The following is a 22,130-nucleotide window of genomic DNA, read 5'->3' on the forward strand; positions in this document are numbered from 1 at the left end:
CCTTCTTGCCATGGCCTCTACGAAGCGCTTCCTCCACTCCCTCTTCCTGCTTTCCTCGCTCGCGGCGACGTCTGTCCTCGGCGTCGCGTGCAACCTCCAGCTCCTCGCCTCCTCCTACGAGCGGTCGACCAGCCTGGATGACGAAGACAACGGGACCACGGCCGGCGGCGAAGGGAACCCGCCGGCGCCGACGGTCGACGGCTCCGGCGGGACCACGGGCGGCATCGACTTTCCCCCGCCGAACCCGCCGCCCGATGGCAGCACGTCGTACACGCACCTCTGCGGCGAGGGGTGCATGTCGAGCGAGAGCGCGCTCGGCTGCAGCGTCGCGATGAACCCCGACGGCACGCCCCAGGTCGCGTGTCAGATCGTGCCGACCGCGGACGGCGCGTCAGCCCAGTGTTTGACGCCGGGCACCTTCAAGACCGGCGACCCGTGCACACGCGCGAGCGACTGCGCGCCGGGGCACGGCTGCGCGCTCACCGGATCGAGCGTGGGTTCGTGCAGGCCTTACTGCTGCGGCGCGGTCGAGGCGTGTCCCGCCGACACCTACTGCGCGCCGGCGCCGATGGCCGACGACGTGGCGAACGACCCGCCGCTCACCATCCCCGTGTGCATCCCCGCGACCGAGTGCACGCTGCTCGACGACACCTCGTGCCCCGAGGGCCTCACGTGCACGCTCGTGCGCGAGGACGGCACGACGAGCTGCGTGGCGCCCGGCGCGAGCGGGCTCGACGGCGAGTGCCCGTGCGCCGCGGGTTTCCTCTGCGTCGCCGCCTTCAAGAAGTGCCTCGCGCTCTGCCACACGGGTGGCAACGACTGCCCCGATGGCATGTTCTGCCAGGGCGGGGCGAACAGCTTCCCCGACGGGATCGGCGTCTGTGTGAAGTAGTGTGATCGAGCGGCCCGGACGGAGCGCCGCGCGCGAACGCGTGGCATCCTTCCGACCGTGCAGCGCTCCGTCCTCCAGTACGCGATCTTCCTCGCCGTCTTCGCCCTGCTCGTCTTCGCGATCCACTACTACCTCTGGCACCGGCTCTTGCGCGCGCCGGCGCTGCAAGAGCGCGTGCAGACGTGGGGGAAGCGCGTGCTCGTCGCGCTCGGCGTCGCGCTGCCCGTGTCGATGTTCGTCGTGCGCCTCCTGCCGCGCTCGGCGGGCGCGATCGTCTCGTTCGTCGTGTACACGTGGATGGGGCTGGCCGCGCTGCTCGTCTCGACGCTGCTCGTCAGCGAGCCCATGCGCGCCGCGGTGCACGCGCTCTCGAAGCTCGCCTCGCGCCCGCTCGACGAAGCGCGGCGCAAGTTCCTCTCGCGCACGATCGCCGGTTCGGCCGGCATGATCACGTTCGGCCTCGCGGGCTCGGGCGCGGCGGAGGCGCTCGGCGAGGTCGCGGTGCGCAAGGTGAACGTGGCGCTCGGCAGGTTGCCGAAGGAGCTCACGGGCCTGCGCATCGTGCAGCTCACGGACGTGCACATCGGCCCGACGATCGGGCGCGCGTGGCTCGCGGAGATCGTCGGCCGCGTGAACGCGCTCGACCCGCACGTCGTCGTCATCACGGGTGACCTCGTCGACGGCTCGGTCGAGGCGCTGCGCGAGCACGTCGCGCCGCTCGCGGACCTCCGCGCGAAGTACGGCGTCTACTTCGTCACGGGCAACCACGAGTACTACTCGGGCGTCGAGGCGTGGATCGAAGAGCTCGGCCGCATCGGCGTGCGCGTGCTTCGCAACGAGCACGTATCGATCGGCGAAGGCGTGGCGAGCTTCGACCTCGCGGGCGTCGACGACTGGACCGGCGGCTCGTACGTGAAGGGCCACGGGCCCGACATGGCGAAGGCCGTGGCAGGACGTGATCCGAACCGCGAGCTCATCCTGCTCGCGCACCAGCCGCGCCAGATCTTCGAGGCCGCCGCGCACGGCGTGGGTCTGCAGATCAGCGGCCACACGCACGGCGGGCAGATCTTCCCCGCGACGATGCTCGTGCGGCTGCAGCAGCCGTTCGTCGCGGGGCTCGATCGTCTCGGCGAGACGCAGATCTACGTGAGCCGCGGGACGGGCTACTGGGGCCCGCCGATGCGCGTCGGCGCGCCCGCGGAGATCACGCTCCTCGAACTACGGTCCGGCGCAGCAAGCTGAAGATACGCGCGCCGAGCTCGGGCGCGCGGAAGGGCTTGACGACGTAGTCGTCGGCGCCGCTCGCGAAGGCCTCGACCATGTCCTGGCTCGACGCGTTCGCCGTCAAGAACAGCACCGGCAGCGCGACGTTGAGGTCGCGCCGGATCATCCGGCAGAGCTCGATGCCCGTCATCTTCGGCAGGTTCCAGTCGAGCACGAGCAGATCGAAGTGCTCGCGCTGCACGGTCTCGAGCGCTTCCTCCGCGCTCGTGCGGGTCGTGACGACGAGGCCCACGGCTTCGAGCATCGCGCTCACGACGTCGCGGATGTCGGGGTCGTCGTCGACGACGAGGATCTGCGCGCCTTCACCGGCGCGCGGCGGCCACGAGCGCGGCAGGCTCGGAGGCAGCTCGATGTCTGGCTGCGAGGCGCGCGCCGGCGGCCGCGACGAGGGGCGATGGAACGCCTCGATCGCCGCGAAGTCCGCGAGCCTGCGCCAGTCGCGAGGTTCGAACGCGAGAATGGGACCCTCGGGGCCGATCGAGGCGCGCGCCGCCGCGGACGTGGCCCGTCTCTCCGGGCCGACGTCGAAGATGGCGAGCACCCACTCGCCGTCTTCCACCGATTCGCCGGAAGGAAGCCCGAGCTCGAGCTCGGAATCCCCGGCCGAACCGATCATCTGCTCGAACTGCCGAGGGTCGGGAAACCGATAGCAGATGCTCCGCACGCGCACACGCTACACCCAGTCGGGCGATGGGGCTACGCTCGGCAAACCGTGCGACGCCCCAAACCCCGGTTCGCCCATGGAGCTACGGGGCTAGCGCCTCGCGAAGGGTCCGACTAAGCTCGCGCCGCGATGGCCCTACTGCGATGGTCGCCTCTCCTCTTGGCTCTCCTCGGGAGCGGCGGCGGGTGTCATGGTTCGTCCGACCGGAGCGAATCGAAGCCGGCCCCGTCGGCCGCGCCGGATCCGAGCGTCCCTGGAATCGAGCTCGGTCAGCTCACACCACGCGAGCGACGCGAGTGGACGGCCCAGGTCTCGACGCTGCTCGCCCCTTGCGCCGAGACGCCGGTCCCGATCACCCAGTGCATCCAGGAGAACCGGCCCTGCAAGGCGTGTTTTCCCGCCGCACAGTTTCTGCTCAAACAGGTGCAAGCCGGTCGTAGCAAGCAAGAGCGCGAGGAAGCGTACACGGCTCGCTTCGATGCCAAGAAGGTCCGGACGCTGGTGACCGACGGCTCTCCCGAGCTCGGTCCGCCCGACGCGCCCGTGACGATCGTCGAGTGGGCCGACTTCGAGTGCCCCGCGTGCCGCGCGTTTTACCCGGTGGTCGACGACCTCGTGAAGCGGTTCCCGGGCCAGGTGCGCGCCGTCTACAAGTTCTACCCGCTCTCCAGCCACCCCCACGGGGAGATCTCGGCGCGCGCGGCGAACGCGGCCTTCAAGCAAGGCAAGTTCTGGGAGATGCACCATCTCCTCTTCGACAACCAGGATCGCCTGGAGCAGTCGGACCTCGAACGGTACGCGAAGAAGCTCGAGCTCGACGTCGCGAAGTTCCGCGCGGACATGGGCTCGGACGACACGATCGGCCGCATCGAGAAGGACAAGAAGCAAGCCGACGGCGTGGGCCTGCAGGGCACGCCCACGGTCTTCATCAACGGCCGTGAGGTCGACCTCGGCAAACTCACCGACCTCTACGGAGACCTCGAGGAGTGGATCAAGCTCGACCTCGAGCTCGCGGGCATCAAGCCGGCGCCGGCCCCCGCGAAGCCCGGAGGTTCGGCGGTGCCCGCGGCCGGTTCGGCCGTGCCCGCGGCCGGCTCCGCGATCCCCGCGGCAGGCTCCGCGATCCCCGCGGCAGGCTCCGCAGCTCCGTCTTCGGGTCCCGCGAAGAAATGAAGGTCGCCGATCCCTGCGGCTGCTTCCCGACCGGGCGGCACTACCCCGGCATCGCGCACCTGCTCAAGGTGCGCGCCGTCGGCGTCGCCTCCGAGCTCGACGCGAGCGCGCCGTGGATCGATCACCCGATCGCCTTCCTCGACGTCGAGACCACCGGCCGCAACGCCCAGCAGGATCGGCTCGTCGAGGTCGCCGTCGTCATCGGCATCCGCGGCGACGTGGTCGCGCGCCATAGCTGGCTCGTGAACCCCGGCCGCCCGATCCCCGCCGAGTCCACCGCCGTCCACGGCATCCGCGACGAAGACGTCGCCGGCAAGCCCGCGTTCTCCGAGATCGCCGGCGAGCTCCTCGCAACGCTCGCGGGCGCGATCCCCGCCGCGTACAACGCCGTCTTCGACCGCGGCTTCTTGTTCGCCGAGCTCGAGCGCGCCTCGGTTCGTCCCGAAAACCCGCCGCCCGCGATGCGCCGCGAGGTCGACTGGATCGATCCGCTCACGTTCGCCCGCGAGCTCTACAAGCACGAAGGCAGCCGCGCGCTCGGCGACATGGCCGCGCTGCTCGGCATCGAGCTCGTCAACGCGCACCGCGCCACCGACGACGCCGAGGCGGCGCTGCGCGTGCTCTACGCGCTCGCCAAGGATTCGCGGGTCCCCCGCGCCTACGGCAGCTTCATCCAGGAGCAGCGCCGGCTCCTCCGCATGCAGGACGAGGCCCGCGCGCGCTGGCGCAGGCCGAGCTAGGTGACGGCGCCCGACAAGAAGCGACGCCTCCCGCTCGTACAAGCGGGCCCGCCGCCGGACGCGCCGGACGCCGAGGATCGGCCGCCCTGGCACTGGTCCGGGATCGGCGCGGTCGCGACGTTCCTCGTCTGGCTGCCGCTCGCGGCGATCGCGGCGAAGCTCGGCGCGCGGATCGTCGATCGGGCCGAGCTCGGCGTCTCGGCGCCCGCGGACGCCAAGATGGCCGTGCCGTTCTCCGCGCAGCTCGCGTTCATCGGCTTGCAGCTCGCGGGGTTTTTGATCGCCTCGCTCGCGGGCGGATTCCTCGTGGGTCGGTTCGGCGGCAAGGCGGGGCCGAAGGAGGGCGCGGTGGGCGGGTTCGTCGCGGCCGCCCTCGCCTGGGCGCTCGCGGCGGCCGCGCCCGCGCCGGGTCCCGGCGCCCCGACCTGGGCGGGCCTGCTCGTCTTGCTCGGCGGGCTCGGCGCGCTCTTCGGGTATGGGGGCGCTCGCCTGGGATATTCGCGCCGCCATCCGGCCGAAAAGCAGGCTCCGGAACGTCACGTTTAGCCCTGCCAAACGCGTTTTTTCTCGCCTGCGGAGCGATCGTACGGTCATTCTCCATTGGGGACGGAGCGCCGGTCTACCCACGTCGAGGCCGTGCTGTACGCGGGGAAGGGCTTTTCCGACTCGGAAAGTCCGTGGTACCATGCCCGTCCATGAATGCGAGCGCCACCCGCGCGGCCGAGGTCGCGCATGCGATGTCCCAGTGCATGAACCTCCTCTTCCTGTTCGCGGCGCCCCGCGTGTTCGCCTCCGTCCGCTCGGCGAGCCCGGAGTCGCTCGCCTCGGCGACCGAGACGCTCCGCGCGTTCGTGCGCACGGCGGAGGGCATCCGGGCGCGAAACGACTCGCTCTCGGGCGACGTCCGCCGCGTGGTCGAGGCGGCGACGCTCGTCGAGGAGATCTGCGAGGCGCTGCCCGGCGGTAGTCCCATCGAGGAGGAATTGCCGCCCGGGGTCGTCGAGCCGGCGCGCCGCACGCTCGCCGTGCTCGGCTTCCCCGGCCCGCTTGAAGGCTGGGACGAATTCGAAGGGTTCTTCGTGCCGACGCCGCCGATGCCCAAGGCCTGAGGTCAGACGCCTCGTGGCTCCTCGGCCTCCTCGCGTGGCCGCAAGATTCCGCTTTTCAAGCAACCCGCCACGTCGATTCGCCCGTCTTTGCGCAGTGGAATCGGCACGATGCCGGCCCGCACCACGAGCCCGTGCGCCTTCACGTTGCGACGCGGGCAAATGGCGGTGATCCGGGAGATGTCGTCCGAGAGCTCGATCGACTCCCCGGCGCGGAGCGTGATGTCGGGCAATGGCAAGGGGCCCCCGAGGCGCACGGTCCAGCGCGTGGGCAAAACGTCGTCGGCCGGCCAGCATTGAAAGCGGCTCCCCTGGGGAAAACGATGGCCCGCTGCGCGTCCGTCCCGCGCCAGCGTGAATCCCACGAGCTCGCCGTCTTCATCGAAGGCGAGCACGTCCCGCCCGTTCACCCACGTCCCGTCGATCTCCACCTCCGATTCGAATGCGCCGCGCAGGCTCGACAAACGGCCCGAGGGGGCGAAGACCAAGCTCGCCCCGGGGCGGACCGTTTTTCCGAGCAGCGGAATGGGCCCGCCGAGGACCACCTCGTGCAGCCGGTCCTCTCGGCGCGGATCGAGGAAGCGGTCTTCATTGAAATGGAAAATGGATCCAGGCGGCACCTCGACCTCGCCGACGTACACGGCCGAGACCGAACGGACCCGCCGGAGTCGCCCACGTTCGTCGCGAATGGCGCGGACGAGGTCGAACGCGCCCATCTGCGGGCCCAGCCAGAAATTGCGGAGCCCGGGCGGCACCGGCGCCCGCGACACGGCCGCGCGCATGGAGTCGAGCGCGTCCACGAGCCGCGCGTGCAGCCGAAGGAGGCGCGGCGGACCGAACCGGGGCCCGAACACGTCGGATTCGTTGTCGAAGCCGGGATCGGCGTACGGCTCGCGGATGACGAGGCCCTTCGGCTCCGCCGCGTCGAGGTCGTGATGAACGTCGATGTCCGCGTCGAGCAAGGAATGCCGCCGGTGCACGGGGACGAGCCAGAACCGGTAGAGCGTGAGCCGAATGCCATCCGGCCCGATCCGGATCGAATACCGGCAGCCGACGCATACGGCGACGACGATACCGAGGACCACGAGGACCGAGGACACGGGCAAGGCGAAGACGAGTCCGACGAATCCCCCGAGCACGATCGCCCCGAGGCCCCCGAAGAGAGCGCCGGTCTCGTCGAAGCCCTCGCAGCGCGTCGCGCCGTTGGTTGTCCAGACGAACATCGTTCCGGGGCAAACTATAGGCTCCACGCCGGGGTTTGACAACCTCCACGTTTGTCGGCGGGCGCGCTTTTTTCGTCCGAACGGCCCTGGGGCAAACCCAGGGTGCGTCCGGCCGAACCCGCCCGAGGCGCATGCGCGGGCCGCGGACGGGCGCGCGGGCGTGGCGCGGGCGGCGTCGTCGCGATAAGCTCGGGGCATGATGCCCCCGTGGGAGCACCCCGACTGGTACGACCTGCACGACACCACCTTCACGGCCGGGCCCGAGCGGGAACCCGAGCACTACCGCGAGCTCGTGCTTTCGCTCCCCCCGCTCGGCGCCGATGATCACCTCGTCGACGTCGGCGCCGGCACGGGCAAGCTCACGCGCCTCGTCGCCTCGGCCTACCCCGAGCTCGGCCGCATCACGCTGGTCGAGCCGAACGTGCAGAAGATCATCCGCGCCGAACGTTCGCTGGCCGAGGCCCTCCACCGCGGCTCGACGCGCATCAAGTCGATCACGCAGGGGCTCGGCGACGGCGGGCTCGCCATCGCGCCGCTCGCCTCGGTCGTCACGGTGGGCAGCGTGCTCATGCCCGTCATGGAGCTGCGCGGCGGGACGCTGCGGGACGGGCTCTCGTGGCTCGATCGAGCGCTCGAAGAGCTTGCGGCCATGCTTTCGCCGAGCGGCGCCTTGTTCCTCGTGGAGACGCTCGGCGCGCCCTGGGCCCGCGGCGGCCTCGACGGGCCCGTACGCAGGCTTCAGCTCCCGGAGCTCGAAGAGCGCCTTCACGCGGCGGGGCTCTCGTCGATCGAGTGCACGTACCGCTTCCGCGACCGCGTCGTGATTCGCGCCCAGCCGGGAGACGGCGAGGGCAATGCGACGCGGGTCATGATGAACGTCGTGCTGCCCGGGCGCAGCTAACGGCAAAGGCAAACGAGCGCCGGAAACTGGATTTTCGTCGGCCAGGCCTCCTACGGTCGGCCATGTCGACGGATCGCCTGAACATCGACGCAGGCTTCGAGCTCTTGATCCACGCCGGCGAGGGCATACAACCCCACCCGCTGCCGGCGTCCGGTCGGCTCGTCCTCGGGCGCGCGCCCGACGTCGATATCCGCATCGAGGACGCGTCGGTCTCGCGGCGCCACGCCATCCTGCACCTCGGTCGCGTGATTCGAATCGAGGATCTCGGCAGCGCCAATGGCGTGCACATGCGACGGCGAAGCGGCGTCGAAGCGCCGCTCAGAGATACGCCGACGCTGCGGCAGCGCCCCGGTGAGCTCGTCGAATGGGCGGCGGGTGACGGCCTGCTCCTCGGCGCGGTGCCCATGACATTGCGGCGGCGGAGCACGCACGAAAGCGCGCCGGTCGTGGAATCGGAGGCGATGCGGGCGCTGGTCGCGCGCGCGCGGAGGGTGGCGCAGGGCGATTTCAGCGTGCTCTTGCTGGGGGAGACCGGCGTGGGCAAGGAGGTGCTCGCGCGCCTCGTCCACGAGGCATCACCGCGAGCCGCGCGTCCGTTCGTCACGCTGAATTGCGCGGCGCTCCCGGAATCGTTGATCGAAGGAGAACTCTTCGGCTACGAGCGCGGCGCATTCAGCGGAGCGACGCAAGCGCGGGCCGGGCTTTTCGAGGCGGCCGAAGGAGGGACGGTGCTGCTCGACGAGATCGGCGAGATGCCGCTCGGCGCGCAAGCGCGCCTGCTCCGGGTGCTCGAACAGCGCGAGGTCATGCGTATCGGCGCGCGTATTGCAAAACCGATCGACGTGCGTTTCCTGTCCGCGACGAACCGCGACCTCGAAGCCGAGGTGACGCGCGGCGCCTTCCGGCAAGACCTTCTTTTTCGGCTGAACGCCGTGACGCTGCACATTCCCCCGCTCCGGGATCGGGTGGGCGAGATCCCGCGGCTCGCCGAGGCGTTCCTCGCGAGCTCGTTCCGGAAGCTCGGCCAGCCGCCGCCGTCGATCGGCTCGGCCGCGCTCGCGAGGCTCGTGGGATACGCGTTTCCGGGCAACCTGCGCGAGCTCCGGAACGCCATGGATCACGCGGCGGCGGTATGCGAGGGCGACGTGGTTTTACCGGACCACCTGCCGGCGCGAATCGTGGGGATGGCGAACGCGTCGCCGAAGTCGGGCGTGCGCGAGGTGGGCGCGGCGCTCTCGGCGATCGAGCGGCGGCGAATCGACGAGGCGCTCGTTCGATGCGGGGGGAATCAGACGCGCGCCGCGGAGATGCTGGGGATCTCGCGACGGACGCTGGTGGGGAGGCTGTCGGCGTACGGAATGCCGCGGCCGCGGCGGAAGGGGTGAGGGGTGCGCGAGGGGCGCGCGGCTTTCAATGGCCGTTCGTCGGGGCGATCCAGGCCGCGAGGTCCTGCGGTGAGAGGTCGAGGACGGCGTCGCCCACCCGATCGGGGCCGTCGACGCGGATGCGCGCGAGCAGCGTCGCGCGCTCCGGCTCGGTCAGGGCACGGCCGAGCCGGCGCTCCAAGAGGTGAACGAGCGGCCGGAGGCCCTCGTGGATGCCCTTCTCGATGCCCTCGTGGATGCCCCTCTCGATGCCCTGCTCGATGCCCTTCTCGATACCTTTCGAGTACCCTTCTTCCAGCCCTTCCTTGTAGATCCAGTTCTGCATCACCAGCTCCCTCGGCAACAGCGATCGTACCACGTCTCGCAATCCCCGCTCGCGTTGATCCGCTTCCGCCAGGACGGCCATGGCCGTGCCGAGCTCGTCGAACGTCGCGGGCGGGACACGCGCGCGGAGCTCGCCGAGCACGCGTGCGACGCTGCGTTCGTCCGCGTCCACGGCGAGCGGCGCGAACGCGAGCCAGAAGCTGCCCCAGGCGGCGAGCTCGGCGATCGTACGCTGGTAGACCGGCTCGATGCGGAAGTGCACGCCCGAGAACGGCGCGCCTCGCGGGGAAACCCGGTAGGTGCCATAAAGAGGCCACGGCTCTTCACGACCGCCGAGGAGCACGACGATGCTCTCGATGGGCGGCACGAGCTCCGGGCCGCTCTTGTTCTCCTCCGCGACCGCAAAGCCGAGCAGCGCCTGATACTCGTAGGTCCGATATGGCATGTTGGCAGGCATCGCCGTCTGCCATTCCACGTGGAGGAGCCTCCGCTCCCCGTCGATGCGTACGTCGAGCGTGCGATCGAGCTCGCGATGGCGCGAGGTGACCTGGGTCTCGAGCACGGCGGCGGTGAGAGGCCCTTCGCAGCCGAGGAGACCACGCGCGAGCTCGTCCGGGAACCGCTGCGAGATGTGGCGCAGGATCAGATCGACGCTGTCGTCTTCGGGGGACACACGCGCCGTCTACCGGCGGGGCGGGGTTCCGTCAAGTAAAACGTTTTACCGCGGAGCGAGGCGCGCGGCAGCCTCCATCAGCGCGAAATTCTCCGCGCGGATCTCCTCGAGCACGCTGCGCTCGCCTGCTGGGACGATCGCACGTCACGGAACCGCGCAATTCATTGCTCGAGCGGCCCGCGCCGAAGAGCGGACCTGGGCAACCCTTTGCGCAACAGGATGTCAGGGCGCCGCGAGCGGGCCTCCGCTCGTGTTATGAATGCGGCGCATGCCCACGCGCTCCCGGCCGATCGCGATCCTCCTCGCCACCTCGTTTTGCCTCGCCGCTTGCAGCGATCCGCCCCCGCCCACGAATTTCCCGAACACGACCGCGAAGGTGGTTTTTTCGCCCGGGCCCGATCTCGCGGAGCCCCGGTACCTGCACGCGTCCGGCGCGCTCGCGGATGGGCGCGTGCTCGTTTGCGGCGGGCTCGACAAATTCGTGCAGGGAGACGGCTTTCACGCCCTCGGGAGCTGCGAGATCTTCGACCCCGAAGCATTCACCCTCGCCCCCGGCCCCGCGCTGATCGGCCCGCGCCTCGTATTCCGGATGGTGCGCCTCCCCGACGGGACGCTCGTCGCCATGGGCGGTCAGCACCGCACGAATTACCTGAAGACGGTCGAGCGATTCGACCCCGCACAAGGCGCGTGGAACGCCACGAGCCCGATGGCCGAGCAGCGCATTTACTTCACCGCGACCTATTCCCCCGCCGACAGCATGATCGTCGTGGCCGGCGGTGTATCCGACATCGTGCCGCAAAGCGAGGTCTACAGGACCATTTTCGAGACATGGCTCCCCGCCGCGGGGCCCATGGCCCAGGTACGCAGCTATCACGGGGCCACGGCGCTCCTCGACGCGCGCATTCTCGTCTCCGGCGGGTTCGCCGACCTCGACGCGATCCCCGGCGCCGAGGCCATCGACGCCGCCGAGGTCTTCGATCCCGCGACGCGAACCTGGACCGCCACCGGCAGCATGCTGGAGCCACGCGCTTCTCATTCCCTCACCACCCTCCCGGACGGCAAAGCCCTCGCCGTCGGCGGGAGAGCCGCCGACAGCAATGCCTCGAACACCGTCGAGACGTACGACCCGAGCACCGGCGCATGGACGGCCGCGGCGCCCATGCTCCATGCTCGCACGAACCACGACGCCATTTTGCTCGTGGGCGGGCGCCGATTGCTCGTCACCGGCGGCACCGGCGACGACGGAGGCCTCGTGGCCGAGGCCGAGATCCTCGATATCGAGACAGGCGAATGGTCGCCCATCGGCGACCTCGGCCTCCCGCGCGGCGGCCACACCACGGAGCTCCTCCCCGACGGCCGCGTCATGATCCTCGGCGGCGCCGACAGCGCGCCGATGCGCAGCACGGAGATCTTCACCCCGCCCTGCGCTTCGAACCTCGAATGCACCGCGGGCCATCGATGCGCAGTCGAAGGCGTCTGCGTCGTCGATACGCTTCAATAAAATGGATGACGCGCCGAGACCTGCGGCACGAACACCACGAACGCCCCGTGGGCGCGCTCGCCGGACGTCACGTTCGAATCGGGCGCGCACGCGCCGACGCTCCACGCATCGAGCGCGCAAGCCGAGACGTCCGTCACAGGCGCGGTGCTTGCCGGTTTGCTCGAAGCGGCCGCGCTCGGGGCCACGCTCGGCCGAGGAGAACGCGCGGGCGTGCAGACCGTCAGCGCTGTCGGCGCGGGTCGCTCCACTTCGACCCGCGGCGCCGCCGGACGTATTCCCGCGGGAGCCGCCGCGCCCATCTGGGGCTCCGTCGTCTCCCGTCGAGCCTCCGCCTGAATCAGCGCGGGCATCCACCGGGACGCGGCCTCCTCCGCGCGCGCCGCTCGATCATAGGCCGCGTACGTCCCGATTCCCGACACGACCGCCAGGATCGGCGCCGACGCGGCCACGACCTGCATCACGCTCGGGCGCGCCGCCGTCCTCTCGCGGATCCGCTCGAACGCCGCGGCGACCTCCTCGGCGGATCCGTACCGCAATGTTCTGTCTGGACGCACCATTCGATCGACGGATGCCGCGAGCGCTCGGGGCACATCCGGCGCGAGCGTCGCGACGGGCGGCGGCGAGGCTCGACCGTCGAGGATCCGCTCGTCGAGATCCCCGCGGTACGCGCCCGCCGGCAAGCGGCCGGTGAGGCATTCGAAAAGCGTCGCGCCCATCGCATACAGATCACTTTCGGGGGACGCCGGCCCGCCCGTCGCAATCGTGACCGGATCCACGTACCCGAGCGTCCCCGATTGCAACGCCGCCACGCGCCCGGTGCTTTCCGGATCCCGCGAAGGCGCCCACGCCGCGGCCTCCGGGAAGCTCGTCCTCGCCGAGGCAATCCCGAAATCGACGAGCTTGTATCCCTCGGCCGTCTCCACGACGTTCGCCGGCTTGACGTCCCGATGCACGATTCCCGCGCGATGCACCGCCGCGAGCGCCGAAGCGAGCGTGATCCCGAGCTCGACCACCTGCTCCGCGCGCATCGCCCCTGCCGCTTCGAGCCGCGCCGCGAGCGACCTCCCGGCGACATACTCCATGCCGAGCCCCATCACGCCCGCCGCCTCGTCGACCGCGAGCGAATGAAACCGCACCACATTTCGATGCTCGACCCGGCAAAGCGCGCGCGCCTCCTCGACGATGCGCCGCGACGCATCGCCCCCGAGCGCGACGAGCTTCACCGCCACTGCGCGCAACGTCTCGGTCCCGTACACCTCGCGCGCGAGCCACACCGGCGCGAATCCCCCGCGCCCGAGCTGACGCACGAGCACGAATGGGCCGATCCGGCGCGCCGCTTCCGGCAGCGCGAGCAGCCGCGCGATCGAGGGATGGATGTCGTGCATGGGTCAGGCAAAGCGCACGAAGCGCGCTGCCTCACACCATCCGCGACGAGCCCCGCGAGGGCCAAGAAACCGGCGAGAGCTTTACTTCCCGTGCCCCGGCCCGAGGATGAGGTCCATCTTCGCCACCGGATCGAAGTTCTCGACGTGCGGCGGGTGATGGCATTGCGAGACGCACGATTGCGGATCGGGCTTCAGGATGATGAGCCCTTTCGCGTCCGGCTTCCTCGCGTGGAGCGACCCCGGCCCGTGGCACTCCTCGCATTGCACGTCCTTGAATTTGTCCACGAACGTGACGGTCGAGCCGCCGGGTTTGTCGTAGCCCGTCACGTGGCAGCTCACGCAGTCGAGGTTGAACTCCTTGAAGTCCTTCTCCAGCGTCTCGTACGCCTTCGCGTGCGCAGTGCCGTCGTAGACCTTGCGCTCCTCGTCGTGACAAACCGTGCACGCCTCGATGCCGATGTAGCTCGCCTTTCCCGCCGGCGCGGCCGCGGGCTTGCGGTCGGCGAACGCCGTGCGGTTGTGCTCGTTCACGCGCTTGTAGTAATCGACGAGCTTGGTCGCCATCGCCGGCTCGATGCCGAGTTTTTCGCGCACCTCGACGAGCTTGTATCGGAAATAGCTGCCCTTCGGCGAAGGCGTCGGCTCTTCGAGCTTCGCCTTCTCGGCGCGCAGCTTCTCGAGGTCGGCCTTGCGCGCGGCGAGATCCTCGGCTTTGACCTTGCCGCCCTTCTCCCACGATTGAATCCGCGTCTCGAGGTCGCGAATGCGGCCCGCGAGAACGACGAGCTCCTCGGCGCGCTCGATCCCGCTCGCGTCCGCGAACGAGAGCACCTCCGTGTCCCGCGCCCGCACGTAGAGATCCACGACGCCCACGGTTTGCAGGTGGTTCGACGTCTCCACGACGAGCGTCGAGCCCACGCGCATCGGCGGCTTCGGCGCGTCGTTGTTGTGGTCGGTCTCCTGGGGCTTGCCGAGCACGAGCACGGCGAGATCGGGAATCGCGTCCGCGAGCCGGAGCGCCTCGCCGCGCGGGATCGCCGCGAGCCCCACGAGCACGCGCGCGCCCTGCTTCTTCGCCTCCTCGACCCCCGCTTTCATCGCGTCGAGCGCGGGCTTCGTGCGGATCCCGTCCGGCAGTTTTCCCCCGCGATCCCGCGGCTCGGCCACGCCGATGATCCCCACCTTCACGCCCGACACCTCGCGCACGACGACGCCCGTCACGCCGGGCACCCCCTCGACATTGCCCGCGAGCAGCGACGATCCCGCGGTCGAGACGTACTTCGTGAGCGCCTCGCCGCCGGCCGCCCAGTCGTTCAAGCCCGGCGCCCACGCCACGAGCCCGAGCTCCTTCGCCGCTGCGGCCAGCGTCTCCGCCTTCCACGACTCCTGCGTCACCGCCTCGGGCCGGAGCGTCGGCTCGCCGAAGAGCATCGGGCCTGCACCGAGCACGAGGCTCGACGGCGCCGCGGCCGACTCCGCGCGGAGGAACGCCGCGAGGTGATCAACGCCTCCGAGCTGATCCTTCGTACAACCGCACGGCTCGATCGCGCCGGCAACGGTGCTCAGCAGGTAGAGGCGTACGGTCGGCTGCGCAGAGGCCGCGTCCTCCTCGGCGGTGACGGGAGGCGGCGTCCGGCACCCCTGACACGCGGCCACGGTGGCACCGAGGACGAGGGAAAGGACGAGAGCCGTGCTGGGAAGCGCGCGAGGCATCGGACGGCTTGTAGCACAGCGGGCGGCGCTTCGTAGCCGCCCGGCCGCCTCGCCGCCTACCCGCGCGAGCGCCGCGACGACTTTGGCGGCGCCGCGTATTCGTGGCCGAACACCTTGCGATCGAGCGTGCGGCCCCGAGCATCTCGCAAGGAGATACGCCAGCGGACGTGCACCCGCTCGCCGAGCTCCAGCGTGGGCCCCCAGACGGTATGGTCCGAGAGCACGCGGGCCGGCAGCCGAATACGCTGGCGACCGACGAACACCGGTCCGTCGGGGATCACGACCACCTCGCCCTCGCCGAGCACCTCGTGACTCGTGTCTTCGAGCGCGTAATGCAACACGGTCGGCACATGCGCGCGGCCTTCGATCGAATGACGCACTGTCGCCGAGAGGCGTGTCCCGGCCGCGACCCCGAGAATGGTGCCTTTTCCGATACCCGCGGCGGCCTGGCACCGCGCGAGCGGAAAATCCCCGAAGGGCCCCATCTGCACCGGTAGATGGGTCGCATGCCACCGCCGCCGCAGAATGGCCTGCGATGCGTGGAGCGCCCGCATATCCGAGATGTACTTCGCGCCCTGAAACTCCAGATCGCCGTCGGAGGTTTGCAGCGCTTCGAGCAGCGCGCCCGTGAAACGCGCCCGCCCCTCGCCCTCGGTGCCCACGCCGATCCGCGTCGCGCGCGCTGCCGCCACGCGCAGGCCTTTGCGTGCCCGCGCCACGGCCTCGACCCATTTCGGCACGACCTCTTCATCGGGCACCGCGCCGACCACGAGATCGAGGACGAACAGCACCGACGGCGCGGCCACGCGCTCGAAATACCCCCCGAGCACGTCACTGCCGATGCACCCGTCCGCCACGTGCAGACCCTTTTCGCTGGCGCGGCCCGAAAAATACACGACGAAAAACGGCGTGCTCTCACGCGAAGCCGCGTCGAATGCGCCCTTCACTGCTTTTTTCGTGGCGTCCTCGCCGACGAGACACGTCGCCACGGTGCCCGGGGGACCGAGGGCTCCGGTGAACAGGTGGAACACGTCGCGGGCATTGGTCTCTTCACATCCGAGCTGCGACCTACCGGGCACTCCGAGGCAAACGACACGATGACTGGCGCTGGGCGGAGCCATGGCGACATCCCTGGCGCGCGCGAGCAGGCCCGAGCAGCACGTCCGGGCGAGGCGCGACCTGGGCCGGATACTGAACGAATTTTCAGGTCATGTCAACCAGGCTCGCGATCCAGGTTTGGCACAGGATCCACCGAGGAAAAACCCGCTCAGGTTCCAAGGGGACGAACGGGCAAGACGTTAGATAGGACACGTTTTTCGAACCGCCTCGACCGGGCTGCGCAGGGTGCAGTTGTTCAGTAGTACAGCGGATGCCTCCGGTCGAGGCGGCGTTTCGTGGGCGGGATGATCAGGGGGCGGGGACGCGTGATGGATCAGGCGGCCTTTCCAGGCTTCTTGCCGTGGTCGCGGCCCTTCTTCTTGTCGTGCCCGCCCGGCTTGAGGCTCTTCGCGATCTTGCGGACCTCCTTGGCCTCTTCCTTCGTGACCGTGCCGTCCTGCGCGACGCGCTTGGCGGCGGCGCGAAGCTCGGTCGCGCTCGCGTCGAAGGCTTTGCGGCGCGCGGCGCGGTCCGCCTCGGGGAGGTTCTTCTCCTTCATGTGGCTCTCCATGCGGCCGCGGGCCTTCTCGATCCGCTTTTCCACGTGCTTCGTGAACTGATCGGCCGGAATCGGGAAGGCGACGCGCTTCTTCTTGCCCGCCTCGTCCTTGGCCTTGGCGCCGGCCGGGGCGTGGCCCTCACCCGCGAAAGCGACCGTGGGCGCGGCGGCGAAAGCGAGGCAAAGAGCGACGGCGAGGGGGCGGAAGAACGAGGGGACGTGCATCATGGCTGGCTCCTTGGGACAGCGCCTTGTCGCGGCGCTCGCGAAGGACCAATTGCACGGTCCGTGCCGTCGTCCTTTCGAGCCCGAAACCGCGATTTCCGCGGGAAATCGGCTGCGGAGCATTCGCCGCGCCCCTCGCCTGCGGAGAGATCGGTGCGGCGCGGGCTCCGCACCGGGTGCGCGCTCAGAACACGGGCGGCGCGAAGGGCAGGATCGTCTTCAGATCCTTGTCGTTGAAGCGGAGCTGGAGGCCGATGAAGTAATCACGCCGATCGGCATTCAGGATGTCGTCGACGCCGCCGAGCAGCCACAACTTGCGAATGAACTCGTACGCGAGCGCGACGCGCCAGCGCGGGGAGATCTGCTCGCCGAAGCCGAAGAGGTCCTGCCGGAGCTCGAATCGATCGTCGAGCAGGTGCAAATCGAGGCCGAGGCCGCCGGTCGACTCCTTGATGCCGAAGCGGCCCGTGAAGGGGCCGAAGCGCTTGGCGAACTGGAACGAGAAGCGGAAGGCGTTCGTCGTGACCGTACGGATCTCGCGGTAATGCGGCGGGTCGTTCGGGTTCGTCGTGTCGACGTCGATCTGCTCGAACGTCGTGAGACCGCGCGGATCGTTGACGAGCTCGATGAGGTAGTATTTGTCCTCGGACGGCTGGAGGCGCAGCTCGACGTAGCTCTTGATGGTGTTCGCGAGGAAGTTGTAATCGGTCCGCAGGCCGACGATGGTCTGCAATCGGCCCATGCCGCCGACGAGCTCGCCCACGTCACCGACAGCGCTCTCGACCTCGTTGATGAGCGTCTCGTCCTTCGTGAGCTTGCCGAGCGTGCCCTCGCCCCGATCGATGCGCGCCGCGACGTTGTCCGCATGCGAAAGCGCGCTCTCGAGCGAGGTCGTCGCCTTGTCGATCCGCGCCGCCGCGCTCCGGAGCTCGCCCGCCTTGCCGTTTTCGCCATTCGCGCTCGTCATCTTGCGGACGTCGCCCGTGACCTGCCGCAGGTTGTCGAGGATGGCGTTGATGTTCGGCTGCGAGTTCTGGGTGATCGTGTTGATGTTGTTGATCGTGTCGCGGACCGCCGTGCGGTTTTCGCGGACGGTCTCGTTCAGCGCCTCGGTCACCTCGGCGAGGTTTTTCAGGATCTTTTCGAGCTGATCCTTGCCCGTGTCGCTGCCGACGGTGCCCTTCAAGGACTCGGTCACCGTCTTGACGTCCTTCAGGATCTCGGAGACCTGCCCCTGCAAGGACTGGATCGAGGGCTCCTCGATGTAGTTCTTGATCTGCCCCTGATCCGGGATGCGTGGATACCCCTCCGTCCCGGGCGCGAGCACGATGTAGTATTCGCCGATCAAGCTCGTCGCGCGTTTGCCAATCGCCGCGTCGTCGAAGAGCGGGGCCGTCGGGAACATCTTGATGTCGACGCGCGCTTTGCCGCCGTCGAGCCAGATGCGATCCACGGTGCCAACCTGGATGCCCTGGATCATCACGCGCGAGTGCGGCGCGACGCCGGTCACGTCGGGCAAGTACGCCCAGACGCGATAACCGTTCTCCGTGCCCGCATCCGGCGAGATGAAGCGATACGCGCCGAACGCCGCAGCCGCGAGCGCGACGGTCATCAAGCCGACCTTGGCGCCTTTATTGACCTCGATGCCCAAGCAAGCCGAGCGTACCACGGAAATGCCGAAGAGACGCGCCCCTTTCTTGCAGCCTCAACGTGGTCACCAGGGGTGTCAGGTGCGCCGAAATTTGCTACCACCGAAGGCATGCGTGGCGTAGCTCGGGCAGCGCTCGTGACGTTCGCGCTCGGCGGCATGGGCTGCGCCGGCGCCGCGCCGATGACGCCCGCCCCCGCAGCGCCGGCCGCAGAAACGCAGGCGCTCGGCGACAGGCCTGCGTGGCTCCCCGCGTACACCGCGGCGCAACGCGCCCTGCTCGCCCCGGTCGAGACGCCGATTCAGGTGCCGGCGGCGCGCGTGTACCCGGACCTGCATCGCTTCCAGTACGCAGGCCCCGCGCGCCTCGACGACCTGCGCAGGACGATCCGGTTCTCGACGTTGATCGTGACGGTGATCGACAAATCGCCGCGGCTGTACTCGCTCGACGACGCCGCGCCCGAGCTCGCGAACCTGGTGGCGCAGTACGGACCGCCGCCGCCCGCAGAGCCGGACCCGTGGCAAACGGCGGAGGTGGTTCGCAAGGACCGCGCGCTCACGCTGACGCCGGTCAAGCTCTCGGACGAGGCGAAAACGTCGCTCGCCGCGGCCCGATCGAAGCGCGACGCGGGCGAGACGAAGGCCGCCGCGGAGGCGTTTCGCGCGGCGCTCGGGTCCACGCGGGCGGCAGGAATCGCCCTCGAGCTCGGGGAGATGCTCGTCGCGCAGAACCAGCCGAAGGAAGCACGCGAGGCGTTCGAAGAGGCGATCGGCATCGACCCGACGCTCGCGACGGCGCACCTCCGGCTCGCCGAGCTCGCGGAGAAACGTGCGGATCGCGAAGAGGCGCGCCGCCGGCTCGCCGAGGCCATCGCCTTCTGGCCGGCCTCGCGCCGCGCGATCGAGCTCGCCGACCGGCTCTCGAACGGCCTCGCTTCCTCGCGCCTCACGCGCCTGCCCCTCTTCCGCGTCTTCCTCGACGTCGACAGCGTGGGCGCGATCCACGTCGGCTCCTCGGGCGGCGATCCCGCGCGCGTCTACGCCGGCTGCCGCGCCGTGATGCGCTACGAGCCCGAGGTCCGCGCGCGAATCTTCGAGCAGCCCGAGGACGTGCCCTACCACCTCACGATGATGGAAGAGCTCATCTGCCTGGAATCCGCGCTCGGGACGTACGTCGCCGCGCGGATGTCCAAGGGGGGCGCGGCGGTCGATCCGGCGATGGAGGCGCTGCTCGAGGTCGCCCACGAGGAGGGGCTCGGCGGGTACGTCATGACCGAGATCCTGGGCCGGCACCGTCCCGAGCGGGCGCGCAGCGCGCCACGCGAGGTGCATGAGGCCATGGTGCGCTACGTCGAACGCACGATGCTCGGCGCGCCGCTCGTCGCCGACCCCGCGCAAGGGGTGTACACCGCGGCGCGTTGACCCCACCCGGAGTCGTCGATGAACGCTCATTCGCGCCGATTGCACCGAGGTCCGTCCCTCCTCCAAGCGCTCGTCTGCTCGCTGCCCGCCCTCGCCGCCCTCGCGCTGCCGCTCGTCGCCTCGGCCGAGGCCGGCGCGCTGCGGGTCACCTGGAAGCCGACCGTCTCGTCCCCCCACTCCGCCGCGAAAACCAGCGCACGCGAGGCCCCGCTCTTGAACCTCTGCGGGCCCGCGGACAGCGCGCTCATGGAAGTCGCGGGGATCGTGGCGCGGCGGCAGCTCGACGGGGCGAGCGCGCTGACGGCCGATGAGCTCGCCTTCGCGCTGCGCGCCGCGGGGGACCCGCACGTGTGGCCGAAGGCGTGGTCGCTCTCCGGGGTGAACCTCGACGACGCGGACACGGAGACGCGCTTCAAGGGGTGGATCGGCGGGCTTCGGTCGCTCGGCGCGCGTCGATGCGGCGTGGCGAAGCTCGACGGCGAAGGCGGGGCGTCGGTCGCGACGGTCATCACGTTCGACGCGCTCGCGGACATGGCGCCGGTGACGACGACGGCGCGCGTGGGACAGTGGATCACGCTGGAAGGGACGATGCTCGTGCCGGCCTCGGGCGTGCAGGTCGTCTTGCTCGGGCCACGCGCGGCGCCGCGCACGGTGCCGAGCTCGCTATCGGGCGGGAAGATCCGGTCGACGTTCGCGGTGGACCAGCCCGGCGCGTGGCTCGTGCAGGTGCTCGCGACGGTGTCGACGGGGCCACGTCCGGTGCTGGAAACGACGATCTACGCCGGGCAAAAGCCGCCGACCGAGTTCGTCCGCGCCGCGGTGCCGGGCGAGGAGGCCGCGGCGGGGGCGAAGGACGACGCGGACGCGATGCTGCGCATGATCAACGCGGCGCGTATCGCCGAAGGTCGCAAGCCGCTCGTGCGAGACGCGGCGCTCGACAAGGTGGCGCGGGCGCACTCGGAGGAGATGATGAAGACGCGGATCGTCGGCCACGACGTGGGCGGGGGCGATCCACGCAAGCGCATCGAGGCGGCGGGGATCCAGACGGCGATCGCCGGGGAAAACGTGGCGAGCGCGAGCTCGCTGCCGAACGCGCACAGGGCGCTCTGGGCGAGCCCGTCGCACCGGGGGAATTTGCTCCTGGAGAAGTTCACGCGCGTCGGGGTGGCCGTGTCGCGTGGGGCGGATGGGTCGTACTGGGTGACGGAGTTGTTCTCCGGATCGTAGCCGGCGCCGTCCCCCGACCCCCTTCCCTCACCCCCCATCCCCCTCTCCTTCGCGGGAGAGGGGGAGCTTCGTTTCGTTCGACGTCAAAATGTTTTCCCCCTGGGACTTGCGGCGCAGGGGGACGAGCTGAGGCTCGGAGGAGGGCTCGGGCTGGATGGTGCAGTGCTCGAGGCCGTGGGCCTCGCGCATGCGCGCCGCGACGGCCTGGACGACGTCGGTGCCGTGGAAGCCGCGCGCGATGACGATGTGCACCGTCAGCACGTCGAAGCCCTCCGAGATCGACCAGACGTGCAGGTCGTGAAAGCCCACGACGCCGGGGACCTTGAGAAGCGTGTCCTCGACGTGCGCGATGTCGATCTCGATGGGGCTTCCCTCCATGAGCACGTGCGAGGTGTCGCGCACGAGCTTGAAGCCGCCCCAGCAGATCAAGAGCGCGATGACGCCGCTGATGATCGGGTCGGCCCGGGTCCAGCCGAGCGAGAGGACGAGCACGCCGCCCACGATCGCGCCGACGGAGCCGAGCGCGTCGGAGAGGACGTGCGCGAGCGCGGCGCGCGTGTTGATGTTGTGCCCCTTGTCGCCGAACGAGAGCACCGCCGCGGCGAAGAGGTTGATGACGAGGCCCGTCACCGCGGTCGCCGTCATGGCCGCGCCGTCGATCGAGCGCGGCTCGTTGAACCGATGCACGGCCTCGCCGAAGATCCACACGGCCGTGAGCGCGAGCGCGACGCCGTTCGCGAAGGCCGCGAGCACCTCGGCGCGGCGATAACCGTACGTGCGGGCGCGCGTGCGCTGCTGCGAGGCGATGCGCTGCGCGATCATGGCGAGCGCGAGCGCCGCCGCATCCGCGAGCATGTGGCCCGCGTCCGCGAGGAGCGCGAGGCTGCCCGACAGAAAGCCGACGACCGCCTCGACGACCATGAAGCCGGCCGTGACCGTGAACGCCAGGATGAGCCGTCGGAACGGCGTGCGCCGTAGCTCGCTCAA

Annotated in this window: 20 protein-coding genes; 11 read left to right on the plus strand and 9 right to left on the minus strand. The window is 69.9% G+C overall.

What is annotated here, in order from left to right:
- Positions 1–10: 10 nt before the first annotated feature.
- Positions 11–892: a hypothetical protein gene (locus tag QHF84_RS46030; RefSeq protein WP_281319991.1), complete on the plus strand. Its 882-nt coding sequence runs from the start codon at positions 11–13 to the stop codon at positions 890–892.
- 57 nt (positions 893–949) lie between these two features.
- The gene (locus tag QHF84_RS46035; RefSeq protein ID WP_281319992.1) at positions 950–2,134 is read left to right on the plus strand and encodes a metallophosphoesterase; all 1,185 of its coding nucleotides are present in this window, start codon (positions 950–952) and stop codon (positions 2,132–2,134) included.
- On the opposite strand, the gene QHF84_RS46040 is transcribed toward QHF84_RS46035, so the two are convergent.
- Positions 2,097–2,840: a response regulator gene (locus tag QHF84_RS46040; RefSeq protein ID WP_281319993.1), complete on the minus strand. Its 744-nt coding sequence runs from the start codon at positions 2,838–2,840 to the stop codon at positions 2,097–2,099. The genes QHF84_RS46035 and QHF84_RS46040 overlap by 38 nt on opposite strands.
- Before the next feature lie 129 nt (positions 2,841–2,969).
- Here QHF84_RS46040 and QHF84_RS46045 point away from each other — a divergent pair, with 129 nt between their 5' ends.
- The 4 genes from QHF84_RS46045 to QHF84_RS46060 all read left to right on the plus strand — a co-directional run bounded on the left by QHF84_RS46045 (position 2,970) and on the right by QHF84_RS46060 (position 5,862).
- Entirely contained in the window at positions 2,970–4,013 is a 1,044-nt protein-coding gene (locus QHF84_RS46045; protein ID WP_281319994.1) for a thioredoxin domain-containing protein, read from the plus strand.
- Entirely contained in the window at positions 4,010–4,753 is a 744-nt protein-coding gene (locus tag QHF84_RS46050; protein ID WP_281319995.1) for a 3'-5' exonuclease, read from the plus strand. The genes QHF84_RS46045 and QHF84_RS46050 overlap by 4 nt, the downstream gene beginning before the upstream one ends.
- Entirely contained in the window at positions 4,754–5,299 is a 546-nt protein-coding gene (locus tag QHF84_RS46055) for a hypothetical protein (protein ID WP_281319996.1), read from the plus strand.
- Between the two features lie 149 nt (positions 5,300–5,448).
- The gene (locus QHF84_RS46060; protein WP_281319997.1) at positions 5,449–5,862 is read left to right on the plus strand and encodes a hypothetical protein; all 414 of its coding nucleotides are present in this window, start codon (positions 5,449–5,451) and stop codon (positions 5,860–5,862) included.
- Between the two features lie 2 nt (positions 5,863–5,864).
- On the opposite strand, the gene QHF84_RS46065 is transcribed toward QHF84_RS46060, so the two are convergent.
- Entirely contained in the window at positions 5,865–7,082 is a 1,218-nt protein-coding gene (locus QHF84_RS46065; RefSeq protein WP_281319998.1) for a hypothetical protein, read from the minus strand.
- 196 nt (positions 7,083–7,278) lie between these two features.
- On the opposite strand from QHF84_RS46065, the gene QHF84_RS46070 reads away from it, so the two are divergent.
- Positions 7,279–7,983, plus strand: coding sequence for a hypothetical protein (locus QHF84_RS46070; RefSeq protein ID WP_281319999.1), 705 nt, complete (start codon positions 7,279–7,281; stop codon positions 7,981–7,983).
- Between the two features lie 62 nt (positions 7,984–8,045).
- Entirely contained in the window at positions 8,046–9,368 is a 1,323-nt protein-coding gene (locus tag QHF84_RS46075; protein WP_281320000.1) for a sigma 54-interacting transcriptional regulator, read from the plus strand.
- 25 nt (positions 9,369–9,393) lie between these two features.
- On the opposite strand, the gene QHF84_RS46080 is transcribed toward QHF84_RS46075, so the two are convergent.
- Entirely contained in the window at positions 9,394–10,365 is a 972-nt protein-coding gene (locus tag QHF84_RS46080; RefSeq protein WP_281320001.1) for a hypothetical protein, read from the minus strand.
- A 268-nt stretch (positions 10,366–10,633) separates the two neighbouring features.
- On the opposite strand from QHF84_RS46080, the gene QHF84_RS46085 reads away from it, so the two are divergent.
- A complete protein-coding gene (locus QHF84_RS46085; RefSeq protein ID WP_281320002.1) occupies positions 10,634–11,866 on the plus strand; it encodes a kelch repeat-containing protein in 1,233 nt (410 codons plus the stop codon).
- On the opposite strand, the gene QHF84_RS46090 is transcribed toward QHF84_RS46085, so the two are convergent.
- The 5 genes from QHF84_RS46090 to QHF84_RS46110 form a co-directional block, all read right to left on the minus strand.
- Entirely contained in the window at positions 11,860–13,251 is a 1,392-nt protein-coding gene (locus QHF84_RS46090) for a serine/threonine-protein kinase (RefSeq protein WP_281320003.1), read from the minus strand. The two genes, QHF84_RS46085 and QHF84_RS46090, sit on opposite strands and share 7 nt — an antisense overlap.
- Before the next feature lie 81 nt (positions 13,252–13,332).
- Positions 13,333–14,964 carry a multiheme c-type cytochrome gene (locus tag QHF84_RS46095; RefSeq protein WP_281320004.1) on the minus strand — a complete coding sequence of 544 codons (1,632 nt, stop codon included), beginning with the start codon at positions 14,962–14,964 and terminating at the stop codon, positions 13,333–13,335.
- 56 nt (positions 14,965–15,020) lie between these two features.
- Positions 15,021–16,085, minus strand: a complete 1,065-nt coding sequence (locus QHF84_RS46100; RefSeq protein ID WP_281320005.1) for a hypothetical protein — start codon at positions 16,083–16,085, stop codon at positions 15,021–15,023.
- 311 nt (positions 16,086–16,396) lie between these two features.
- Positions 16,397–16,849 (minus strand): hypothetical protein, encoded by a 453-nt coding sequence (locus tag QHF84_RS46105; protein ID WP_281320006.1) that lies wholly within the window; start codon positions 16,847–16,849, stop codon positions 16,397–16,399.
- A gap of 181 nt (positions 16,850–17,030) precedes the next feature.
- Positions 17,031–18,497, minus strand: coding sequence for an MlaD family protein (locus QHF84_RS46110; protein ID WP_281320007.1), 1,467 nt, complete (start codon positions 18,495–18,497; stop codon positions 17,031–17,033).
- A gap of 108 nt (positions 18,498–18,605) precedes the next feature.
- Between QHF84_RS46110 and QHF84_RS46115 the strand changes: the two genes are divergently transcribed.
- Both QHF84_RS46115 and QHF84_RS46120 read left to right on the plus strand, forming a co-directional pair.
- Positions 18,606–19,916, plus strand: a complete 1,311-nt coding sequence (locus tag QHF84_RS46115; protein WP_281320008.1) for a tetratricopeptide repeat protein — start codon at positions 18,606–18,608, stop codon at positions 19,914–19,916.
- Between the two features lie 18 nt (positions 19,917–19,934).
- Positions 19,935–21,143, plus strand: coding sequence for a CAP domain-containing protein (locus QHF84_RS46120; protein ID WP_281320009.1), 1,209 nt, complete (start codon positions 19,935–19,937; stop codon positions 21,141–21,143).
- A 27-nt stretch (positions 21,144–21,170) separates the two neighbouring features.
- On the opposite strand, the gene QHF84_RS46125 is transcribed toward QHF84_RS46120, so the two are convergent.
- A complete protein-coding gene (locus QHF84_RS46125) occupies positions 21,171–22,130 on the minus strand; it encodes a cation diffusion facilitator family transporter (RefSeq protein ID WP_281320010.1) in 960 nt (319 codons plus the stop codon).

It is taken from the genome of Polyangium sp. y55x31 (assembly GCF_029946505.1).
Lineage (GTDB): Bacteria > Myxococcota_A > Polyangia > Polyangiales > Polyangiaceae > Polyangium.